At 46.1% G+C, this 20,160-nt stretch carries 13 protein-coding genes and 2 tRNA genes; 2 read left to right on the top strand and 13 right to left on the bottom strand.

The window, feature by feature from the left end; translation table 11 throughout:
* Positions 1–49: 49 nt before the first annotated feature.
* Positions 50–123, top strand: a tRNA-Val gene (locus IEU85_RS01860).
* A gap of 692 nt (positions 124–815) precedes the next feature.
* On the opposite strand, the gene IEU85_RS01855 is transcribed toward IEU85_RS01860, so the two are convergent.
* The 10 genes from IEU85_RS01855 to IEU85_RS01810 form a co-directional block, all read right to left on the bottom strand.
* Positions 816–895 (bottom strand) — tRNA-Leu (locus tag IEU85_RS01855).
* A 40-nt stretch (positions 896–935) separates the two neighbouring features.
* Positions 936–1,934, bottom strand: coding sequence for a Ppx/GppA phosphatase family protein (locus IEU85_RS01850; protein ID WP_188354532.1), 999 nt, complete (start codon positions 1,932–1,934; stop codon positions 936–938).
* Positions 1,935–2,005: 71 nt separating this feature from the next.
* Positions 2,006–2,566, bottom strand: a complete 561-nt coding sequence (locus IEU85_RS01845; protein ID WP_188354531.1) for a DUF501 domain-containing protein — start codon at positions 2,564–2,566, stop codon at positions 2,006–2,008.
* Between the two features lie 63 nt (positions 2,567–2,629).
* Entirely contained in the window at positions 2,630–3,238 is a 609-nt protein-coding gene (locus tag IEU85_RS08645; RefSeq protein ID WP_229714682.1) for an FtsB family cell division protein, read from the bottom strand.
* Positions 3,239–3,391: 153 nt separating this feature from the next.
* The gene (gene eno / locus IEU85_RS01835; RefSeq protein WP_188354530.1) at positions 3,392–4,687 is read right to left on the bottom strand and encodes a phosphopyruvate hydratase; all 1,296 of its coding nucleotides are present in this window, start codon (positions 4,685–4,687) and stop codon (positions 3,392–3,394) included.
* Between the two features lie 48 nt (positions 4,688–4,735).
* Entirely contained in the window at positions 4,736–8,272 is a 3,537-nt protein-coding gene (mfd, locus tag IEU85_RS01830; protein ID WP_229714731.1) for a transcription-repair coupling factor, read from the bottom strand.
* Positions 8,273–8,508: 236 nt separating this feature from the next.
* On the bottom strand, positions 8,509–9,108 hold the full coding sequence (gene pth / locus IEU85_RS01825; protein ID WP_188354529.1) for an aminoacyl-tRNA hydrolase: 600 nt from the start codon (positions 9,106–9,108) through the stop codon (positions 8,509–8,511).
* A gap of 99 nt (positions 9,109–9,207) precedes the next feature.
* A complete protein-coding gene (locus tag IEU85_RS01820; protein ID WP_229714681.1) occupies positions 9,208–9,846 on the bottom strand; it encodes a GNAT family N-acetyltransferase in 639 nt (212 codons plus the stop codon).
* A gap of 284 nt (positions 9,847–10,130) precedes the next feature.
* Complete coding sequence (locus IEU85_RS01815; RefSeq protein WP_188354528.1) at positions 10,131–13,412, bottom strand: UPF0182 family membrane protein; 3,282 nt, start codon at positions 13,410–13,412, stop codon at positions 10,131–10,133.
* A gap of 169 nt (positions 13,413–13,581) precedes the next feature.
* Positions 13,582–13,833, bottom strand: a complete 252-nt coding sequence (locus tag IEU85_RS01810; RefSeq protein ID WP_188354527.1) for a hypothetical protein — start codon at positions 13,831–13,833, stop codon at positions 13,582–13,584.
* Positions 13,834–13,873: 40 nt separating this feature from the next.
* Between IEU85_RS01810 and IEU85_RS01805 the strand changes: the two genes are divergently transcribed.
* Complete coding sequence (locus tag IEU85_RS01805; protein ID WP_229714680.1) at positions 13,874–15,151, top strand: glycoside hydrolase family 3 N-terminal domain-containing protein; 1,278 nt, start codon at positions 13,874–13,876, stop codon at positions 15,149–15,151.
* Between the two features lie 182 nt (positions 15,152–15,333).
* On the opposite strand, the gene gnd is transcribed toward IEU85_RS01805, so the two are convergent.
* The 3 genes from gnd to IEU85_RS01790 form a co-directional block, all read right to left on the bottom strand.
* Positions 15,334–16,782: an NADP-dependent phosphogluconate dehydrogenase gene (gene gnd, locus IEU85_RS01800; protein ID WP_188354526.1), complete on the bottom strand. Its 1,449-nt coding sequence runs from the start codon at positions 16,780–16,782 to the stop codon at positions 15,334–15,336.
* A gap of 115 nt (positions 16,783–16,897) precedes the next feature.
* Positions 16,898–18,523: a DEAD/DEAH box helicase gene (locus IEU85_RS01795; protein ID WP_188354525.1), complete on the bottom strand. Its 1,626-nt coding sequence runs from the start codon at positions 18,521–18,523 to the stop codon at positions 16,898–16,900.
* 251 nt (positions 18,524–18,774) lie between these two features.
* Complete coding sequence (locus IEU85_RS01790; RefSeq protein ID WP_188354524.1) at positions 18,775–20,067, bottom strand: uracil-xanthine permease family protein; 1,293 nt, start codon at positions 20,065–20,067, stop codon at positions 18,775–18,777.
* Positions 20,068–20,160 lie beyond the last annotated feature (93 nt).

Here is a 20,160-nt window from a genome sequence, read left to right as displayed (position 1 = left end):
GCCGAGATGTGACCAAGTACAACTTATGATGTACAGTATCTTTTTGTTCGGGCGATTAGCTCAGTTGGCTAGAGCGCCACCTTTACACGGTGGATGTCAGGGGTTCGAGTCCCTTATCGCCCACAAATTAACCTCTTGCTACAGATTCTGCGGCAAGAGGTTTCGCGTATTCGGTTGATACATAGTTTTGCCATCTCACTCTTTTACCTTAACTAAAGAGGTTCTTAGGATTTGAGGGTGATAGGGTTTGGATGTTTTTCCTGAGAGCAGTCTTAGCTTGTATGGTTTGTACTAGGTACTGGTCTAGGGATATACAAAACCATGGGCTGCAATGTATAAGTGAAACTAGTAGCTGGTTTGAGCAGGCAGTTTTTGGGCTCGAACATGTATGCGTGAAACTAGTTACTAGTTCGGATGATCAATTTAAGCAGGCTTTTTGTATGAGCAGAACCAGTTACTCGTTTGAGCAGTGATTTCTGACACCAAACATGTATGAGTGAAACCACATACTGGTCCAAAGTATGCAAAACACCACCCAAACACCCAACCACCACTAAAACCCGAAGAACCACTAAAGGCAATACCCCCTGACAAACGCCTGTTTTGAATAGCAGCCATTCAATCTAGTACATAATGCGAATACAGGCTACTAAAACCCACTAGTGTCCAATAACAACCGGCAGCAAGCAATACATCCCCTCAAAAGGAACCAAGCTTATAGGGCATATAGGCAAGAAACAGAATGCAGCACACCATACACAATAGAAAAAGTCTCGAGAAATTCAAGAACTGAATAACTCAAGACTTTAGGAATGTGCCTCCGGCGGGACTCGAACCCGCACGCACGTAGCGGCTGATTTTAAGTCAACTGCGTCTACCATTCCGCCACGGAGGCAACGTACTCTATTATGCCATACCCTTGGACTTAACCGCACCTATACACGCCGTAGCATGCGTCGCCCCAAATCCAGTACAATCCCATCTAACAACCCATGTTCAGAAATAAGCAACTCGTTTAGCTCACCGCCTGACGCTACAACACGTTCTTGAACACGCGCAATTACACGGTTCAGTACTAAAGCACCGCCTCCGACAACATCGACGCGCCCGGGATGAATAGCCTTATATACTCGACGCTGCTCACGTGACATATGCAAAAACTTCGTATCGACTTGCTCTACTTGAGCAAATGGCAAACGGATACCATCAACACGTGACGCATCATATTCCGGTAAATTCAGCGCCAGAGCTGCCATAGTGGTGACAGTTCCAGACACGCCAACAAAGGTACGGGTTTGCTCAATAGGAATATGCGCACAAGCCACATCAAGATACTCATCGATGTCAGCTATTGCAGCTTCCACACTGGCATCATCCGGCTGATCATACAAATGATGACGCTCTGTCATACGTACTGAACCAACATTCATAGAGTAACTCGCCTGCACCTGATCGACAGCCGTATCAACACCATCTCCTCCGAGCACTAATTCAGTAGAGCCACCACCTAAATCCATAATCAACGCTGGATACTGTATCTGATCGCGTCCAAAAGCACTGATTGCACCCATATAGCTCAATCGAGCCTCTTCTAAGCCAGAAATGACTTCAGGACGCACGCCGAGCAGATGCTCCATGTCATCTTCAAATACTACCCTGTTCTCGGCATCACGTGTTGCAGAAGTAGCCACAAAGCGTAGTGCCTGCACGTTATATTCCGATAAAATCTGCGCAAATTCCTCTGCTGCAGCATGTACACGTGCCAGTGCACCGTCAGCAAAACGTCCAGTAGCATCCACCGATTCACCCAAACGCACAACGCGTAATACTTTTGGCACAATATCAGTCATATCTTGCTCATCTACACGAGCAATTTTTAATCGAATAGAATTTGTTCCACAATCAATACCGGCAACAATAACGCTGTTACTCATATTCACTGCCTTACGCTCAACTCAAATTGTGTGCATTACTGGACTTTGTATATAGCGTATATAGCACTACACTACTGCTCGCTATGCTGATACGGTTCTGCACACCGACATACAGCTGGGTCAAACTCTGCTTGAACGCGGTGTAACACATCATCGCCCACCGGATTGACACCAGGACCCATAACTAGCGATTGTCCAACTAATGCATGCAAGCATTTCACACGAACTGGCATACCGCCCGCACTAATACCAAGAATATGCTCTTGTGAATCACCAAGTATACGGGCAACTTCGTCACGAAATGCTAAGTATGCTTGGTGTGCTGCCTCATACCGTTCGTGCATTTCGCCTTGACTTACTTGTTCACTATACTGAGCCATCTCACCTGCGGCTTCGAGTTTAGAAACTGCTTTTACCGCCTGCAGGGAGGTAAGATAACAGGTAGTAGGGAACGGAATTTTGCCATCTACTAGAGGTCTTGTTACTACTGCCAGAGGATTACCGCATACACACCTTGCCCCTACAGCAACCATACCCCGAGGGAAACGTCCCAATTGCTGTTCTACAACTGCTACATCATGTGGATCTAGCGGGGTGTGTAATAATTCCTGCGCTTTTTGTGCAATATCCATAGGTACTCCGCTTATCTTCGCTGTTACTTCGCTATTACTCAGCTTTATCTCTTTTATCTCTACTTATTTCACTGTTCCAGAATCATCCGCTTCGTGAATGGACAACATCATGGTGTGATACCAAGGATTCTGTACACTCTGCTGTCCCGATTGCTTGGCATTATTCTGTTGCTGCGTATCTTCTTCAATTTTTTCCGCACCCAATACACGTACTGATTTCTCACCAGGAAACACGAAGCCAAGACGTTCACGTGCTTGTGCAGTAATATACGCTTTATCATCCCATCGTTCAATATTGTGTTCTAACTGTTCTTTTTGTTCGATTAATGCCGCTTCTTGATTACGTAGCGCATTGAGCTGAGCTAAATTCAGAGCATACGTATGAAATACGGAAAGCAACTGAATACTTGCCAAAATCACCACTATAAGCGCCGCGAAAGCTGTAATTGGCATACGCGAAATACGCCTGCCAGATGCTTCTTGGCGTTGCGGTTGCTGTTGCGACACTGTATTGCTAGACGCTGGATTACTGTCACTGGATGCTTTTTGAGTACGTGCCTTGCGCGACTGAGTATCGTTTTTCGCGCGAAACTGCTCTTCCTGCTGATGAGCTTTTTTGCTACGCGATGATTCAGACACAGAGCGTTGTGCTCCAAAGAACTTCCATGCCATACTTTGACAATACCGAGGAGACCTGACACATGAAAAAAGCCCGCCGAAGCGGGCTTAACACAGTGCTACTACTATGTTTATAACTTGCTTGTAGTTAAACTACACCTAGCCAGCATTTATAACTTACATATATACTGACCAGTTGAGCTACTACTAGTCCATATACTTCTTGCAAGCCTTGAATGCGCTGTAACCAGCGTACTGTGCGGTAGAACCGAGCTCTTCTTCAATCTCGAGCAAACGGTTGTACTTAGCAATACGCTCGCCACGTGCAGGAGCACCAGTCTTGATCTGGCCAGTGTTCTTTGCTACTGCCAAATCAGAAATAGTGGTATCTGGGGTTTCACCAGAACGATGGGAAACCATGGAGGTGAAGCCATTCTTGGTTGCCAATTCGATTGCGTCAAGAGTCTCAGTTACGGTACCGATCTGGTTGAGCTTTACCAGCAAGGAGTTTGCTGCACCCAATTCGATGCCCTTAGCAAGACGCTTTGGATTGGTTACGAGCAAGTCGTCACCTACGAACTGCAAACGATCGCCCAAGCGTGCGGTGATAGCAGCCCAATCTTCCCATCCTTCTTCCTGGAATGGATCTTCGATGGAAACAATTGGGTACTCGTTAATCAAGTTCTCGTAGTAATCGAGCATGTAGGATGCATCGCGCTCTTCACCATCGAAACGGTACTTACCAGTTTCCTTGTTGAAGAACTCAGAAGAAGCCACGTCAAGGGAGATACCAATCTGCTTGCCTGGCTCGTAGCCCGCTGCAGCAATAGCGTCCATGATGAACTTCAAAGAATCCTCATTGGACTTCATCTTTGGAGCGAAGCCACCTTCATCACCAAGACCAGTTGCCAAGCCCTGCTTCTTCAATACGTTCTTCAAGGTGTGGTATACCTCAACACCTGCGCGCAATGCTTCGCTGTAGGAGTCGAAACCGTATGGAGAAATCATGTATTCCTGAATATCGGTTGCGAAATCTGCGTGAGCACCACCATTCATGATGTTCATATTTGGTACTGGCAAAATATGACCGTTGGTACCGCCCAAGTAGCGATACAATGGCATACCTGCTGACTCAGCAGAAGCATAAATTGCTGCCAAGGAAACACCGAGGATTGCGTTTGCGCCCAAGCGACCCTTGTTTGGGGTGCCATCGAGCTCAATCATAACTTCGTCTAATGCACGCTGATCAGAAGCATCCATGCCAATGACCTTTGGTGCGATCTCTTCGTTTACAGCCTTAACTGCATCCAAAGTACCCTTGCCCTGGTAGCGGCTCTTATCACCGTCGCGACGTTCCCATGCTTCTGCTTCGCCTGTAGAAGCACCAGAAGGAACTAAACCAAGACCCTGAGCACCATCCTCAGTATCGAGTACAACCTCAACGGTTGGATTGCCACGAGAATCGAGAATTTCGCGCGCGTATACGCTCTCAATAGCTGCCACAGCTACTCCTTCATTAGATTGTGATTTCGGTCACTAGCCTAATGCCTTTTATGGACGTTTGTGCGTAGGCGAGCCACCACGCCATGTCAAGTCATCTAAAAGCTGCGATGTGAAGTCCATCACATCTTTGCTCGACATTGGACCTTCACCAAATGACCCTTGGAATGGTGTCGGAATCATATACATATGCGTTACAGGTCGATATTGCAAACCCTTGTAAATACGCGCCATTCGTAGTTTCACCGAATCTTGCGGATCAATCGGTCCTACACGCAAAAATCGTCCCTGCACTACCACATCACTAATGCCCATCTGCTGTGCTCGCATGCGCAGTTGTGCAACACGCACTAAGGTATGCAATTGTTCAGGAGGCTCACCATAACGATCAGTCAATTCTTCAAGAATTTGTTGCAAATCCTCATCACTATTCGCGCTGGCAAGTTTCCGATACACTTCAAGGCGCAAGCGGTCTGCGTCAATATACTCTGGAGGTATCGAAGCATCCACTGGAATATCGATGGTAGCATGAACTTCTGGTCGTTCATCCGGCTGCTTATAGGCTTCAACCGCTTCAGAAACCATACGAACATACAAGTCAAAACCGACGCCCTCAATATGACCTGACTGCTCACCACCAAGCAAATTGCCAGTACCGCGCAATTCCAAATCGCGCATAGCCACGTCATAGCCAGAGCCCAGAGCTGTATGCTGAGCAATAGTGGTTAGTCGATCATGTGCTGTTTGTGTCATTGCTCGACCTGGAGTGTACAAGAAATACGCATAGGCACGTTCTCTACCACGACCGACACGCCCGCGCAACTGATGTAATTGTGATAGCCCAAAGCGATCAGCATGATCAACAATCAGAGTATTAGCATTAGCAATATCTAGTCCTGTTTCAATAATGGTGGTGCACAGCAAAATATCAATATCTCGATGCCAAAAATCACGAATCACCGCGTCAAGCTGCTTCTCCCCCATTTTGCCATGCGCCACACCGATACGGGCTTCTGGAACAAGAGTCATCAGCTTTTCTGCTACAGACCCAATATCATCGACACGATTATGCACATAAAAGACCTGACCGCCACGCAGTAGCTCACGTCGAATAGCCGCAGTAACCTGAGCATCTTCTTGGACGCCAACATAGGTAAGCACTGGCAAGCGATCCTCAGGAGGTGTAGCTAATGTGGACATTTCTCGAATACCCGTCACCGCCATTTCCAAAGTACGAGGAATAGGTGTTGCAGAAAGAGAAAGCACATCCACATTAGTGCGCAATGCTTTGAGTGCTTCTTTATGTTCCACACCAAAGCGCTGCTCTTCATCAATAATAAGTAGCCCCAAATCCTTAAAAGCAATAGCAGGATTTAAGAGCTTATGCGTGCCAATCACGACATCAATAGAACCATCTTTCAATCCTGCAATAGTTGCTTTGTTTTCTTTGGCAGTTTGGAATCGGCTCATCGCCGCCACGCGCACCGGAAAACCTTCAAAACGCTCACTAAACGTTTCGAAATGTTGCTGCACAAGTAATGTTGTAGGAACCAAAACTGCCACTTGTTTTGAATCTTGTACGGCTTTGAATGCAGCACGCAAGGCAATTTCAGTTTTTCCAAAACCAACATCACCACAAATCAGCCTATCCATAGGAATTGGCTTTTCCATATCAGCTTTTACTTCTTCAATAGTGGTTAACTGATCTGGGGTTTCTTGATATGGGAATGCATCTTCAAGCTCATGTTGCCAAGGAGTATCCTTGCTAAAAGCAAAGCCCTGTGTGCGCTGACGCGCAGAATACAGCTTCACTAAATCCTGCGCAATTTCTTTAACGTGTTTGCGAGCTTTAGCCTTTGTTTGCGCCCAATCAGAGCCGCCTAATTTATTGAGTTTAGGAATTTCCGCGCCAACGTACGTGCTCATTCGATCCAACTGATCTGTAGGCACAAATAATCTATCTGCAGGCCCTCCACGTTTCGATGGCGCATATTCCAATACGAGATACTCACGTTTAGTCGCACTTGCACCACTACCTATAGTGCGTTGAATCATAGCAACAAACCGACCAATGCCGTGCTGATCATGCACCACATAGTCGCCTTCTTTTAAGGAAAGCAAGTCAACCGCATTACGACGTTTTTTCGGCGTTTTGGTATGCCCCACGGCACCGGCATGTCCGGTGATATCACGCTCAGTGATCAGGGCTTGCCCGGTAGTAGTATCTACAAAACCGTCTTGCGCAAAAGAAACCACGGCATCAATATGGCGAGCACCCGCTGCCTTCAACATGCGACTGAGTCGAGTAAGCGTACCAGCAGCTGCCGCACTGACTGTAATATGTACGCCCTCTTGTTCAAGTTTTGCCACCCCTTGTGCAGTTTGCTCTTCATCAGCACGCCACTGTTCTGGGACACTGGCATCCAACGCTACGGTATGGTCAAGGTCTGTATCAACTTGGAAGTTTGTCAGTTTCCAACATGCAATGTCCCCATGTTGCAACGTTTCTAGCGTCTGTTCGAAAGAGTAGAAACTTGCAGTTTCAAAACTAATCGGCGCTTGAGCACGTGAACTTGAAGCAGCAACATGCCAGCCTGCTGCTAAAAACTCTTCAGCTGTTTGTTGCAAATCCTCACTTGCCCTGGCCAAACGAACATCATCGCATAATAAAGCAATTGATCCGGAAGCAAATAGCGAGCTTACTGGTATCAAATGATCTACTAATGCTGGTAGGAGTGATTCCATACCTTCTACAGCAATGCCTTCGCTAATAGAAGCAAGCATATCGTCAGCATTAGCAATCGTACCAATAAGCGAATGTGCCTTAGCACGAATCTGCTCATCCATCAGCAGTTCGCGACATGGAGTTGCCCAAATTCGTTCTAGAGGTTGACCAAATGTGCGTTGATCGGATGCATGGAATTGGCGAATCGTATCAACTTCGTCACCAAAGAATTCAATACGTACTGGAAAATCTGCTGTTGGAGCAAAAACATCAATAATACCGCCTCGAACGGCAAACTCCCCTCGATCCATCACTAAATCAGTACGTGTGTAGGCACACTGCACCAGTCGTGCAACAGCCTCCTGCATCGATAGTTCAGCACCTTGAGCGAATACTAAAGGCTCAATTTCAGCAATATTCGACACAATTGGCTGAATCAGTGAACGAATAGGTGTGACTATAACTTTTACAGGAGCAAATACTTCATCACCGGGTACTGGGTGAACAAGTCTGCGCAATACAGCAAATCGTGTAGCAACTGTATCTGCACGAGGAGAAAGTCTCTCATGTGGCAGTGTTTCCCAAGCGGGCAATACTGCAATATCGCGAGGATCTCCCTCATACCAAGACCGTATAGCTAGCGCAGTTTCTTCTGCTTCACGACCAGATGGCACTACTACCAGAACAACTGGTTGAGCATCATGTGAAGAAGCCTGATCAGAAGTTATCTGTTGCATAGTAGGTAGCCCTTGAGCTAGTGAAGCAGCCAGAGCTGGACGTATACCATCAACAGCACTAATAGTGAGCATAGACGACTCACGTATTGATGAATCTCCTTTGTGATAAGCGGTATCAGACTGCAGCTTGGCGTGCTGAGCTCGGACTTGCGCACAATATTGCTGTGCCTGTGTTAGTAGGTTAATATACTGCGGTTCTTCTTCTAGTTTATGCCGCAACGAAACTAATGTGCCAATACCACGCTCTTGTTGTTTATGCTGCGCGCGCTGTTCTGACTGCAAATCTTCTTGATGCTCCTCGGCGCCTGTATGCTGCAAACTTTGTGCCTTCCTGGTTCTATACACTCTATAAAGTAATCCAGCTACTTTCTATTAAACTGCTCCTGAGCACGAGATATTCCGTGAATAATTACTGTCTCGACAGCATCAGCTCCGTCGGCTAACACTTGGGGAAGCTCTTTGCTCTGTGCTGCATTAAAGCCTCCTAACACCCAGTTGATCGTATTATCATGTGCATGGGCACCGCGTTGTGCATGACCAACTCCAAGTCGAACACGAGCATATGCGTTCGTGCCTAGTGAGCGGTCTATGGAGCGAATTCCATTATGTCCGCCAGCAGATCCTCCAGTTTTCACCTTGATTCTGCCAAAGTCCAAATCCATGTCGTCATGAATGATAACTACATGCTCGGGAGCAATATCGTAATATGCGCAAATTGAAGCAATAGCATCTCCTGAAGCATTCATAAAAGTTAATGGTTTTGCGATAAAACATGGTACACGCTGACCATCAAGAGCAATAAACCCTTTTCCAAGCAGGCTTAAGCCTTTGTGGTCAGAAAATGTGACAGACCAGCGCTCAGCAAGCACATCAGCACACATGAATCCCATATTATGCCTTGTACCTTCATATTTTTTTCCGGGATTTCCTAAACCTGCTATGAGATAAAATTGTGAACTCACGTATTCCTCGTATTCTTCGCTTTTACTATAAAACTCAAATTACTTAAGACGCTTATTACTACGCTATTGTGCTCACTGATTCACAGAATGACGCTCTAGCTACTGGGCTGATTGCTGTACGGTTACTTGCACAGTTTCACTCCCTCGAATACCTTGCTCAGCCTCACTACGCGCTGTTTGTGCATCTTTACCATCGGTTAAATCGCGATACCAATATGCCACGTCCATAATATGCTCGCCATTGCGGCATGCTGCCGGCAAATATCCATATCGAGTAAAGCCATATTTTTTCATCAGTGCAGTAGATCCAGCATTATCCGCAAACACTACACACACGGCAATTCTAAAGCCAATGCGTTGTGCAGTGTCAATTAACCATGCTACTAATCGTGTTCCTAAGCCATGCCGAGCCCAAGCCTTGTCAATATAATAGCTAAATTCGCAAATCTCACTATATCCTGCGCGTGCATGATATTTTGACAGTGATCCAAATCCTGCCACTACCCCATCAACTTCGATCACAACCACCGGATACATATCGCGCGGATTATGTGAATCAACCCACTCTCTGCGCTGCTCCATATTGCGCACTGTTAAGTCCGCAGTCGAACGACCAGCAACCACTGCAATATTATAAATTCGCGTTATTGCACTGATATCGCGCTCCCCGGCATCACGAATAACGATAGTTCTGCCATGAGAGTATTCACGCACATAGGTTTCACTCAAAATCTGCACGCCACTAGTCTAGCCAGTGGGCTGAATTTAGCTACTACACACTTCGCCATGTTCACTGATAGCACTGCATGAGTAGAGCACCTATCCCCAAAACCGCTACCAAAGCAGTCGCTGCAACAGTAATATCGCATCACATCCAACGTGTGCACAAACAAATGTGGGATAGCAAACATGCTATCCCACTCTTATCATCAGTATTCAGCCATCAGCCACTAACCATCAGTATTACCTCGCTAACACGTGCATACCAAGAATGCTTAGCTTAGTGAGTGTATACACTGAGGTTACCTACTCAACTGCACCGCCTTATCCAGCGATTTCTGCAATTGTTCTTGTGCCTTACCATATGATGCCCAATCACCATCTCGACGAGCTTGGTCAGCATCTTTCATGGCCTGTGCCGCATCTTGAAGTGCTTGCTGTAACGCACCACTTACCGATGACGATCCAGCTGATGAGGATCCAGATTCTTGAGACTGCGATGTATTCTCTGATGTATCTGGCTTCTGGCTTTGATCAGCGCCCTCATCCGTTGACTCAGTTGCTGTTCCTGTTGCACTATTGTCAGCATCGCCTGCTTTTGCACCAGAATTACCGCCAAATACCTGGTTGAGCGACTCATCAAGCGTATCAGCAAAACCAACTTGATCGCCGAATGCAACCAGCACCTTCTTCAATAACGGGTAGCTAGTCGAGCCACTAGACTGCACATATACTGGCTGCACATACACTAAGCCACCGCCCAGTGGCAGGGTAAGCAGATTACCGCGCACCACATTGGTACTGCCGGATTCGAGCAGATTAAGCTCTTTAGACACATCAGCATTCGCATTGAAATTATTTTGTGCCTGACCTGGACCTGGCACATTGGTATTTTTCGGTAATTCTAAAAGCCGAATAGTACCGTAGTCAGGACCGATAGTACCCGCAGTATTACCTGCATCAGAATCAACAGAAAGGAATCCAGTAAGAATTTCTCGTGTAACCGATCCTGCAGGAATATAGGTGGAAGTCAGCGAGAAAATTGGCTTATCGGTACCTGGCGTTTGCATAGTCAAGTAGTAAGGTGGCTGCAAAATACCCTGCTCTTGTTCCTGCTTGGACTCCGTAGGATCCGTTGGTGTCTGCCAGAAATCCTCTCCAGAGAAATACTGACTTGCGCTAGTCACATGATACTTGCTCAACAGCTCACGCTGCACTTTGAACAAACTTTCTGGATAGCGCATATGGCTTATCAAATCACCAGACATCTGCGAAATTGGTTTGTACTGCCCCGGGAAAATCTTCTGCCATGCTTGTAATACTGGATCTTTGACATCCCAAGCATACAAATCAACAGAGCCATCATAAGCATCTACTACTGCTTTAACGGAATTACGAATGTAATTTGCTTCCTGAGAGCCTAAACCTTGCACAGTTTTTGAACTTACCGTAAGCGAGTCAGTAGTAGCTTGCCCTAAATCAGTTTTCTGTGAATATGGATACGCATCGGAAGTAGTAAACCCATCAACAATCCACTTCACTCTGCCATCCACCACTGCAGGGTAGACACGGCCGTCAAGCGTCAAATATGGCGCAACCTTCTGCACACGAGTACGAGGGTTACGATCATAGAGAATCTGTGAATTATTAGTCACACGATCTGAGAAGAGAATCTGATCGGAACCAAATCGGATAGCATACAGCAAGCGATTAAACAGGTTACCTACCGAAGGTCCGCCATTACCATCAAAGGTATTCGTAGCACCCTTAGAGCCAGTTGGGTAATCAAATTCCCAAGCGCTTTGACCTTCTCCCGCACCAACAATAGAATATTCCGGAGCGTTCGGCGAGAAATAAATACGCGGTTCATACTGCTGCGCTTGCGTTAAAGCGCCCTGCGTTGGTATACCTTGTTCAAAGAACATTGGTTGACCGTCAGCAGTCACCTTATTACCATAAGCAGCTACCACTCCATAACCATGCGTATATACAGTATGATCATTGACCCAATTACGATTATCATTGCCGTCAAGATTAAGTTCACGCACACCAATAACAGTGTCCTGACTTACACCATCAATATTGTATTTATCAACAGCAAGTGTGTCTGCAAAAGTGTAATACTGCTTAGACTGTTGTAATTGCTTGAATGTCGGTGAAACTACTTGAGGATCCAACAAACGAATCTGCGCTGTTGTCTCAGTTTCTTGGCTAAGCGCACCAGACTTACCTTGTGTGGTTGCATCATATTCTTCAACTTTTACCTTATTCAAGCCATATGCTGCAGTAGTTGCATCAATATTGCGCTGAATATAGGTAGATTCTAATTCCTGCGCATTAGGGTTAACGCGGAAACGCTGCAATAATGCCGGATAAACTATTGATAGCAACAAACCAGCAATAACAACAACTGCTACTGCAACTACTGGAGTACGCCACTGTCGCAATGCCGCTGCTGCACTGGTAGCCGGTGTGGTATTGGATAGTGAGCGCGTTGTCATCATCCAAACGCCAATTACAATACCCATTAGTGCAAGTAATATTGCCATAACAAGTGTTGTTGGAATAGTGGCATGTACTGCGGTATATTGAGCACCCGTAATGCGATCATCTTGTCCAGTAAGCGAACTAAACACGCTTAGACCTAAGCGCACCGCCCACGCCAACATGGTGGCGATAAACCAAAGAGCAATCTGACGGCGTGCACGAGCGGTCATATCAAATAAGGATTTACCACGAACTGGCATTGCAAGGCGAATACCGCCCATCAATGCGTGCGTGGCAATAGAAAAGATTAGTCCCATCGTCAGCATCGTGCATACCATGGTAACAATCATCATCAGGCCTGGTAGCACAAATACATAGAATCCAGTGTCCAAACCAAACTGAGGGTCTTTACTACCAAATTGCTGAGCATGGAACATCAACAGTACTTCAGACCAGTTGGCGTTAAACTGTGCGCCTACAACAGCACCAACAATAAATGCAATACCGGTGGCTAGTCTTCGTGCGGTTTTCGAGCTCATACCAGCATCGATCTGCAATATGCCGCCCTTTACCCGAACTTGTGACCCATCGCTAAACCCTGGTCTTGCTCGGATTGCGAGTCGAGCTGCAATCGACGCAGTTAGCGCCACTATAAACGCATAGAAAATCCACAAACCTACACGCACCGCGAGCTGTGTCCATATTACTGAACTGTAGCCAAGCTGATTAAACCACAATACTTCTGTAATAAATGTCGATAATCCAAAAATGAGAGCAATCAGTGCAATAATGGCAATCAGTATGCCAATACCGATTTTCTGTCCTTTACTCATCGACCCTTGTTTAGTACGCGAAGTGATTTTCGGTCGCTTATTAAATAATGTTGATGCATCAAAATGCGGCATCTGCTGTTCGTGTGTGCGTCGATTAGCGGAAGATTGAGACTGCTGAGCCGATGGCTGTTCATCGCCGTCAGCTACAACATCGTCAATGGTGATAGCGTCATCATCCTTTGCAGCACGACGTTTACGTGATTGATTGTTTCCAAACTCATCATCGTCTGGAAACATCATGCCGAATATATCAAAAAAGGTCATGCCTTAAGGCTACCGTACTACTTCACACAATGCACACTATTCTTCATATTGCTTACTAGCTTTATACAAACTCATAGCTTGTAAACACATAGCTTGTAAACACGGTATTACCAAATCACATTGTACTTTGGATAGGTGTTATGAGTAAGGCAGCAATAAGGTCATATCATCATTGTGCTGAGGATGCATCCGTTTCCACTACTACTGACTCATCCGGCAAATCTATAGAAAATCCTCCAACTGCCACAGTAGCTATAGAAACTGTAGAAAGCAGCAAAGCGACAACAATAAGAGCACGTGTAGCACCATCAAACAGGCGTAAAAAAGAAACAATCTGTGGTAAAAGCGTAAGTTTAATTAAAGATTTCCATCTTCTACGACGGGTAGATATTGTTTCACTATGCTGTGTTGATTCGTGCATTACGCCTCTTTCTAGGTAGTTTGCATGATACAAATAGAGTATGACGCATCTGGTACAGCACAAACATCAATATCGTGTTATACAAGTAGTAATAACTGCAACAACACTACTTGCACTAGTTTCAGGCTGTTCCATGCCACTAACTTTGCCAAACCATACTTCATCAGCACCATCTCAAAGTCAAACAGAACGCAGTCAATCGCACAATCAATACAAGCAAGCTACCCCAAAACCCAACTCAACCGGCAAGTCACAAGCTGATCAACAACACACAGATAGTGCACAGCATCGAGCACAAACAGTATTGCGTTCCATGAGTCGGCAGGAACGTATTGGTCAGCTGATTATGGCGCCACTGTTTGCGGGCAGCAATGCTTCTCAAATCAAACCCTGGTTTGATCAATACCATATTGGGTCTGTTCTATTACTTGGCAATTGGAATACTGGAGTGCAGGGTGTGGCAGCACAAGCACAAGTATTACAAACCTATGCCCATCCACAAGCTCGCTTATTCATTAGCGCAGATCAGGAAGGCGGTGCAGTACAACACCTGCGTGGTGTAGGTTTTGATCGAATGCCAACCGCGGTGCAACAGGGGCAGCTACCCCTTGAGAATTTACGCGCGCAATCCAAGCAATGGGGATTACAACTTGCACAAGCTGGAGTAAATCTTAATCTCGCTCCTGTTGCAGGCACAGTGAGTACTTCTAGCCGACAAGCTAATGCCCCTATCGGCATGTATGACAGGGATTTTGGATTAGATCCTTCCAATAATGGTGCTCACGCGGCTGCATTTATTGAAGGAATGCATGATGCTGGGGTACTTACTGCAGTAAAACATTTTCCTGGCTTAGGGGCGATTACTGGCAATACAGATTTCACCGCTGACAGTATTGTAGATACAACAACTGCCTTGGATAATACTGGTCAAATGTTAGGTTTTACTACAGCGTTGCAATCTCATCCTGATATGGTGATGATGTCGCTGGCAACGTACGCCAATATCGATGCTGATCATCCTGCTGCACTATCACATACTATTGTTCAAGGATATGTGCGCAATACTTTGCATTTCCAAGGCGTGATTACATCAGATTCTATGTCTGCTGCCGCATTAGCGAGCATTCCAGCTGAACAACTAGGTACACAATTCATTGAAGCAGGTGGAGATTTACTATGTATCGGCGCCAGTGAATATGTGGCACCTATTGCTCAGGGGCTGATTCAAGCAGATAGCAGCAATCCAGAATTTGCTCAACTGGTAGATCAGGCAGCACTTCGCGTGCTCACGCTTAAAGCTCGAGCTGGACTCCTATAGCCGAATTGTTCTAAGATAATCAGAATAATAACAATACTCAGAGTATTTTTGCGAGTACAAAGTTGCGGGGAGCAGTTCATCAAAATGAACTACTCCCCCATTACTTGTTGTCTGTACTTGTAATGTACACAAGCCAGCACAAGCTATCGGTGTATTACTAACAACTAGGCATGTACCACCAATTAGGCATTGATTTCTGGACGACCTTCTTCAGCCCACAAAGTGTGGAATGTGCCTTCCTTATCTACACGCTGATATGTATGCGCACCAAAATAATCACGCTGACCTTGAATCAAAGCCGCCGGCAAACGATCAGCACGCAAGCCATCAAAATAGCTCAATGAAGAAGCAAACACTGGCGTTGGGATACCGTACTGTGCAGCGCGAGCCACAACGCGTCGCCATGATGCCTGAGCCTGCTCAATAGCTTCTTTGAAGTATGGAGCAAAGAGCAATGAAGTTTCTGCTTGACCAGATTCAAAGGCCTCTGCGATACGATTAAGGAACTTTGCACGAATAATGCAACCGCCACGCCAAATACGTGCCACAGCTGCAAGATCAATCTTCCAATCGTACTCTTGTGCCGCGGTAGTAATTTCATTAAAGCCTTGTGCATAAGCTACAATCTTTGATGCATACAGTGCATGACGAATATCTTCAATAAAGCTCTCGCGCTCTTGCTCGCTGAGCTGTAAAGAACCATCTGGCCCAGCAAAATCAATAGCTTGAGCGCCTTGACGTAAAGCAGTCTGTGAAGACAGTCCACGGGCAAACACAGCCTCAGCAATACCAGTAACTGGCACACCAAGTGACAATGCTGTTTGCACAGTCCATGTACCAGTACCCTTCATTCCAGCATGGTCTAGAATGATATCAACCAGCGGTTTACCAGTAGTCTTATCCTGCTCATGCAGTACATCGGCAGTAATTTCGATTAAATATGACTCAAGTTCGCTCTTATTCCACTGCTCAAACACATCGCCAATTTCATTGGCAGACATACCCAAACCACGACGCATTAAATCATAGCTTTCAGCAATAAGCTGCATATCAGAGTATTCAATGCCATTATGTACCATTTTCACAAAATGGCCAGCACCGTTAGCTCCGATATGGGTCACGCATGGTTCACCTTCAGCCTTCGCTGCAATAGATTCCAAAATTGGTTTTAAGGTTTGCCATGATTCCTCAGTACCACCAGGCATCATTGAAGGACCTTTAAGAGCGCCTTCTTCACCGCCAGATACACCACAGCCTACAAAATGCAAACCACGAGCGCGAATTTCCTTTTCGCGACGCATTGTGTCTGGGAAGTATGCATTACCAGCGTCAACAATAATATCCCCCGGTTGCATGAGGTCTGCGAGCGCGTTAATCATTTCATCAGTTGGTTCGCCTGCTTTTACCATAATAATGGCTGTGCGTGGAGGAATAAGACTATCGACAAAATCTTGTAGTGTGTATGAAGGAACGAACGCGCCTTCGTCACCATGCTGTTCCATCAAGGTATCAGTGCGCTTTGGTGTGCGATTGTAGATAGCAACAGTATTGCCATGGTGTGCGAGATTTCGTGCCAAGCTGGCGCCCATTGCCGCAAGTCCTACTACGCCAACGTTTGCTTGTGCTGTCATTATGCCTCCAAACATGAGAGTCGACTAAGCTTCTCCTCTAGTGTACCCACTCATAGGCTAGTTTTACTAGTGACTATCTCACGGCTTAACCATAAATGCGTAACCATATGCATATTTAGCCGTGATGGCGTGATGCATTAAATGGTGCACGTTTTGATATCCGCTTTCGATGCTGTGTATTATGACGTGCCCCCTGCGCCCCACGTTCATGCTGTTTTCCTGCAAACTGCAGTGCGCGTCGTTCTGCACGATTTCTTGGCTGATTTTGACGCTCAGATTCACTGCGGTGCCCATGATGTGCATTGGCCCGATGTGTATTCGCCCGACGCTTGTGCTCATTTTGAGCTTGAGCACTGGAACGCTTCTTACTACCCTGCCCTTTATAGAGGTGAGCACGAGGTGTCCGTTGCAAAACTGGTAGCTGCCAACCATACTCTTTTTCAGCAACCGTACCTACAAGCTCTACAAGTTCACGATCACTGAAACTAATATTCATTGGTTTAACATGGATTCCAGCTTGTGCCATAAGCCGTCGCGTATAACGGCGTTGATTAGGCAATGCTAAGGTAACAACATGACCGCTCTGCCCTGCTCGTGCGGTGCGACCTGAGCGGTGTGTAAAGGATTTACTATCCTGAGGCGGATCTACTTGTACTACAAGCTCAACATCAGAGACATCAATACCACGAGCAGCCACATCAGTAGCCACCATAACCCTAGCTTGTCCACGTTCAAAGGCTTGTAAGTTCCGATCACGTTGACTTTGATTCAAATCACCATGCAGTTGTGCTGCAGGAATACCATGATCAATAAGGTACTGAGCAAGACGCTGTGCTTGGAATTTTGTCCGAGTAAACAAAATGCGTTTACTTACTCCACTAGCAAGCGCTGTAACAATCGTATTCTTTTCTTTTGGTGAAACGATGAACACGTGGTGCGTCATGGTTGCAACAGGCGCATCAGCTTCATCAACATGATGCACGCGAGGGTTATGTAAAAATCGCTCAACGAGGGTATCAACCCCATGATCAAGTGTTGCCGAAAAGAGCATTTTTTGTGCGCTTTGATGCACTTGCTCAAGCAGACGCGTTACTGGCTCGATAAAGCCCATATCTGCCATTTCATCGGCCTCATCAATGACCACACACCCCACACAGTCAAGAGCAATAGCATCTTTGCGAATTAAATCTTCAAGTCGCCCTGGACAAGCAACAACAATACCTGCATGTGCAATTTTACGAATCTGTCGATCATAGCGTACACCGCCATACACTGCTGCACTTCGGATACCAAACCGTGCAGCCAAAGGAGCAAGTACTTCATCAATTTGATTAGCCAGCTCACGAGTTGGAGCCAAGATAAGACCATACGGTCGAGCAATATGCTTTGACTTTGATGATGTGGCTTTGGATGGTGCAACAGTTGCTGCTCCCTGTTGGATCTCGGTATCCAGCATACGCAAAGCGCTACCATTGGCAATGCGCGCAATCATTGGCAGACAAAACGCTAAGGTCTTACCTGAACCTGTGCGCCCTCTGCCGAGTACATCTCTTCCGTTCAATGCATCGGGAAGTGTGTCTGCCTGAATAGGGAAAGCAGTGCGTTTGCCGTCTGCTTTGAGTGCATACACGAGTTTATCTGGTACGCCTAGTTGAGCGAATGTTGGAGCCTGATCTCTTGAGATTTGTATAGATTGACTTGGTGCGTCTTGTTGCTCGCGCTGTGCAAATTCTTGTGGCACGGGGACCTTTCGATAATGCCTTTCGGCTGGAATATATAATGCTGGCACAATCGATAAGGTGCCTGCTCAAACTGTATAACTGTATCGTAAGGTCACCACTTGTGCGTGTTGCGACTATTCGACCTACTTGACAGCAAAAAGAAAACCAATCTTGCCTGCTACCGTGCAAGTAATAAGCAAGATTGGTTGAAATACCGTGCTAGGTTTAGCGTAATCAGCGCTCGTAACTGTAGTCGATTATTCGATAAGCATTACGCTTCTTGAGGAGTATCTTCTCGAGTAACTGTTCCTGTCAAGCGACCAATAGCGCTTAATCCGTGATACATCACCAGTACCACAATGGTGCCAATTGCAATACCATTAAATGCAATGCCCTGAATGGCGAAGCTGAAATCAGCAATACCAATAATCATGACCACTGCCGCTGTCATCATATTGATTGGCTTATCAAAATCAACATGGTTTTCAACCCAAATGCGCACACCAATCATACCGATCATGCCGTAGAGCATGGTGGTAACACCACCGAGTACGCCTGCAGGAATGGTGTTAATGAGTGCGCCAAACTTTGGGCACAAACTCAGCAATAATGCAAAACCTGCAGCACACCAGTAGGCTGCTGTCGAGTAGACTTTTGTTGCAGCCATCACGCCAATATTTTCACCATAGGTGGTTGTTCCGGAACCACCACCAAAACCGGCAATTGCAGTACCTAAACCGTCAGCGAACAGCGCAGTACCAATTTGACCGTCATAATCGCGACCAGTCATTTGTGCTACGGACTTAACATGTCCAATATTTTCTGCAACAAGCACTAATACTACTGGAATGAACATTGGCAAAATGGAAATATCTGGTTGTGGCATGTGGAAATGCGGCAAACCAATCCATGCTGCCTTTTCAATAGCACTAAAATCAACTTGTCCGCGAATACAGGCGTAAATATAGCCGATAATTACACCGATAAGAATATTCAAACGTCCAAGTAGTCCCTTAAATAGCACTGCTATAAGCATCACGGCAACAAGGGTTACTACCGCGGTATCAGGTGCTTTCGTAAAGTTATTCCACACGCTTGGCGCAAGATTAAAGCCGATAATTGCCACAATAGCGCCATTAACCACTGGTGGCATAATCACGTCAATCCAACGAGAGCCAGCCACATGGACGAGTAAACCAATCAATGCCAGCAAAATACCGGTAACCATAATACCGAAACTTGCTACGGCAATACCTTTGCCAGCAGAAGCTACAGCTGCAATAGGTGCTATAAAACCAAACGAGCTACCTAAATAACTAGGTAGCTTGTTTGCATTAATCAATAAAAACAGTGCCGTACTCAACGCTGTAAAGAACAGGGTGGTTGACGGATCAAAATGAGTAAGAATTGGAACTAAGAATGTTGCACCAAACATTGCAATAACATGCTGTGCACCAATTTCAATAGTTCGTGGCCAAGTTAATCGCTCATTTGGCTCGACAACTTCGCCAGGATGTAAGGTTTTTCCATCGCCGTGCAGGCCCCAAGAAAACAGGTGTGCCAATTGCTACTCCGTCCCTCATGGGCGCGGGCCCGTGTGGCCCACGCGTCCGAGGATATTCTAGTCAGCCGGTGGACGAATTATCCTACGCTAATA

The sequence above is a fragment of the Galliscardovia ingluviei genome, assembly GCF_014635685.1.
Classification (GTDB): domain Bacteria; phylum Actinomycetota; class Actinomycetes; order Actinomycetales; family Bifidobacteriaceae; genus Galliscardovia; species Galliscardovia ingluviei.
This window is presented reverse-complemented; position numbering and strand designations above follow the sequence as displayed.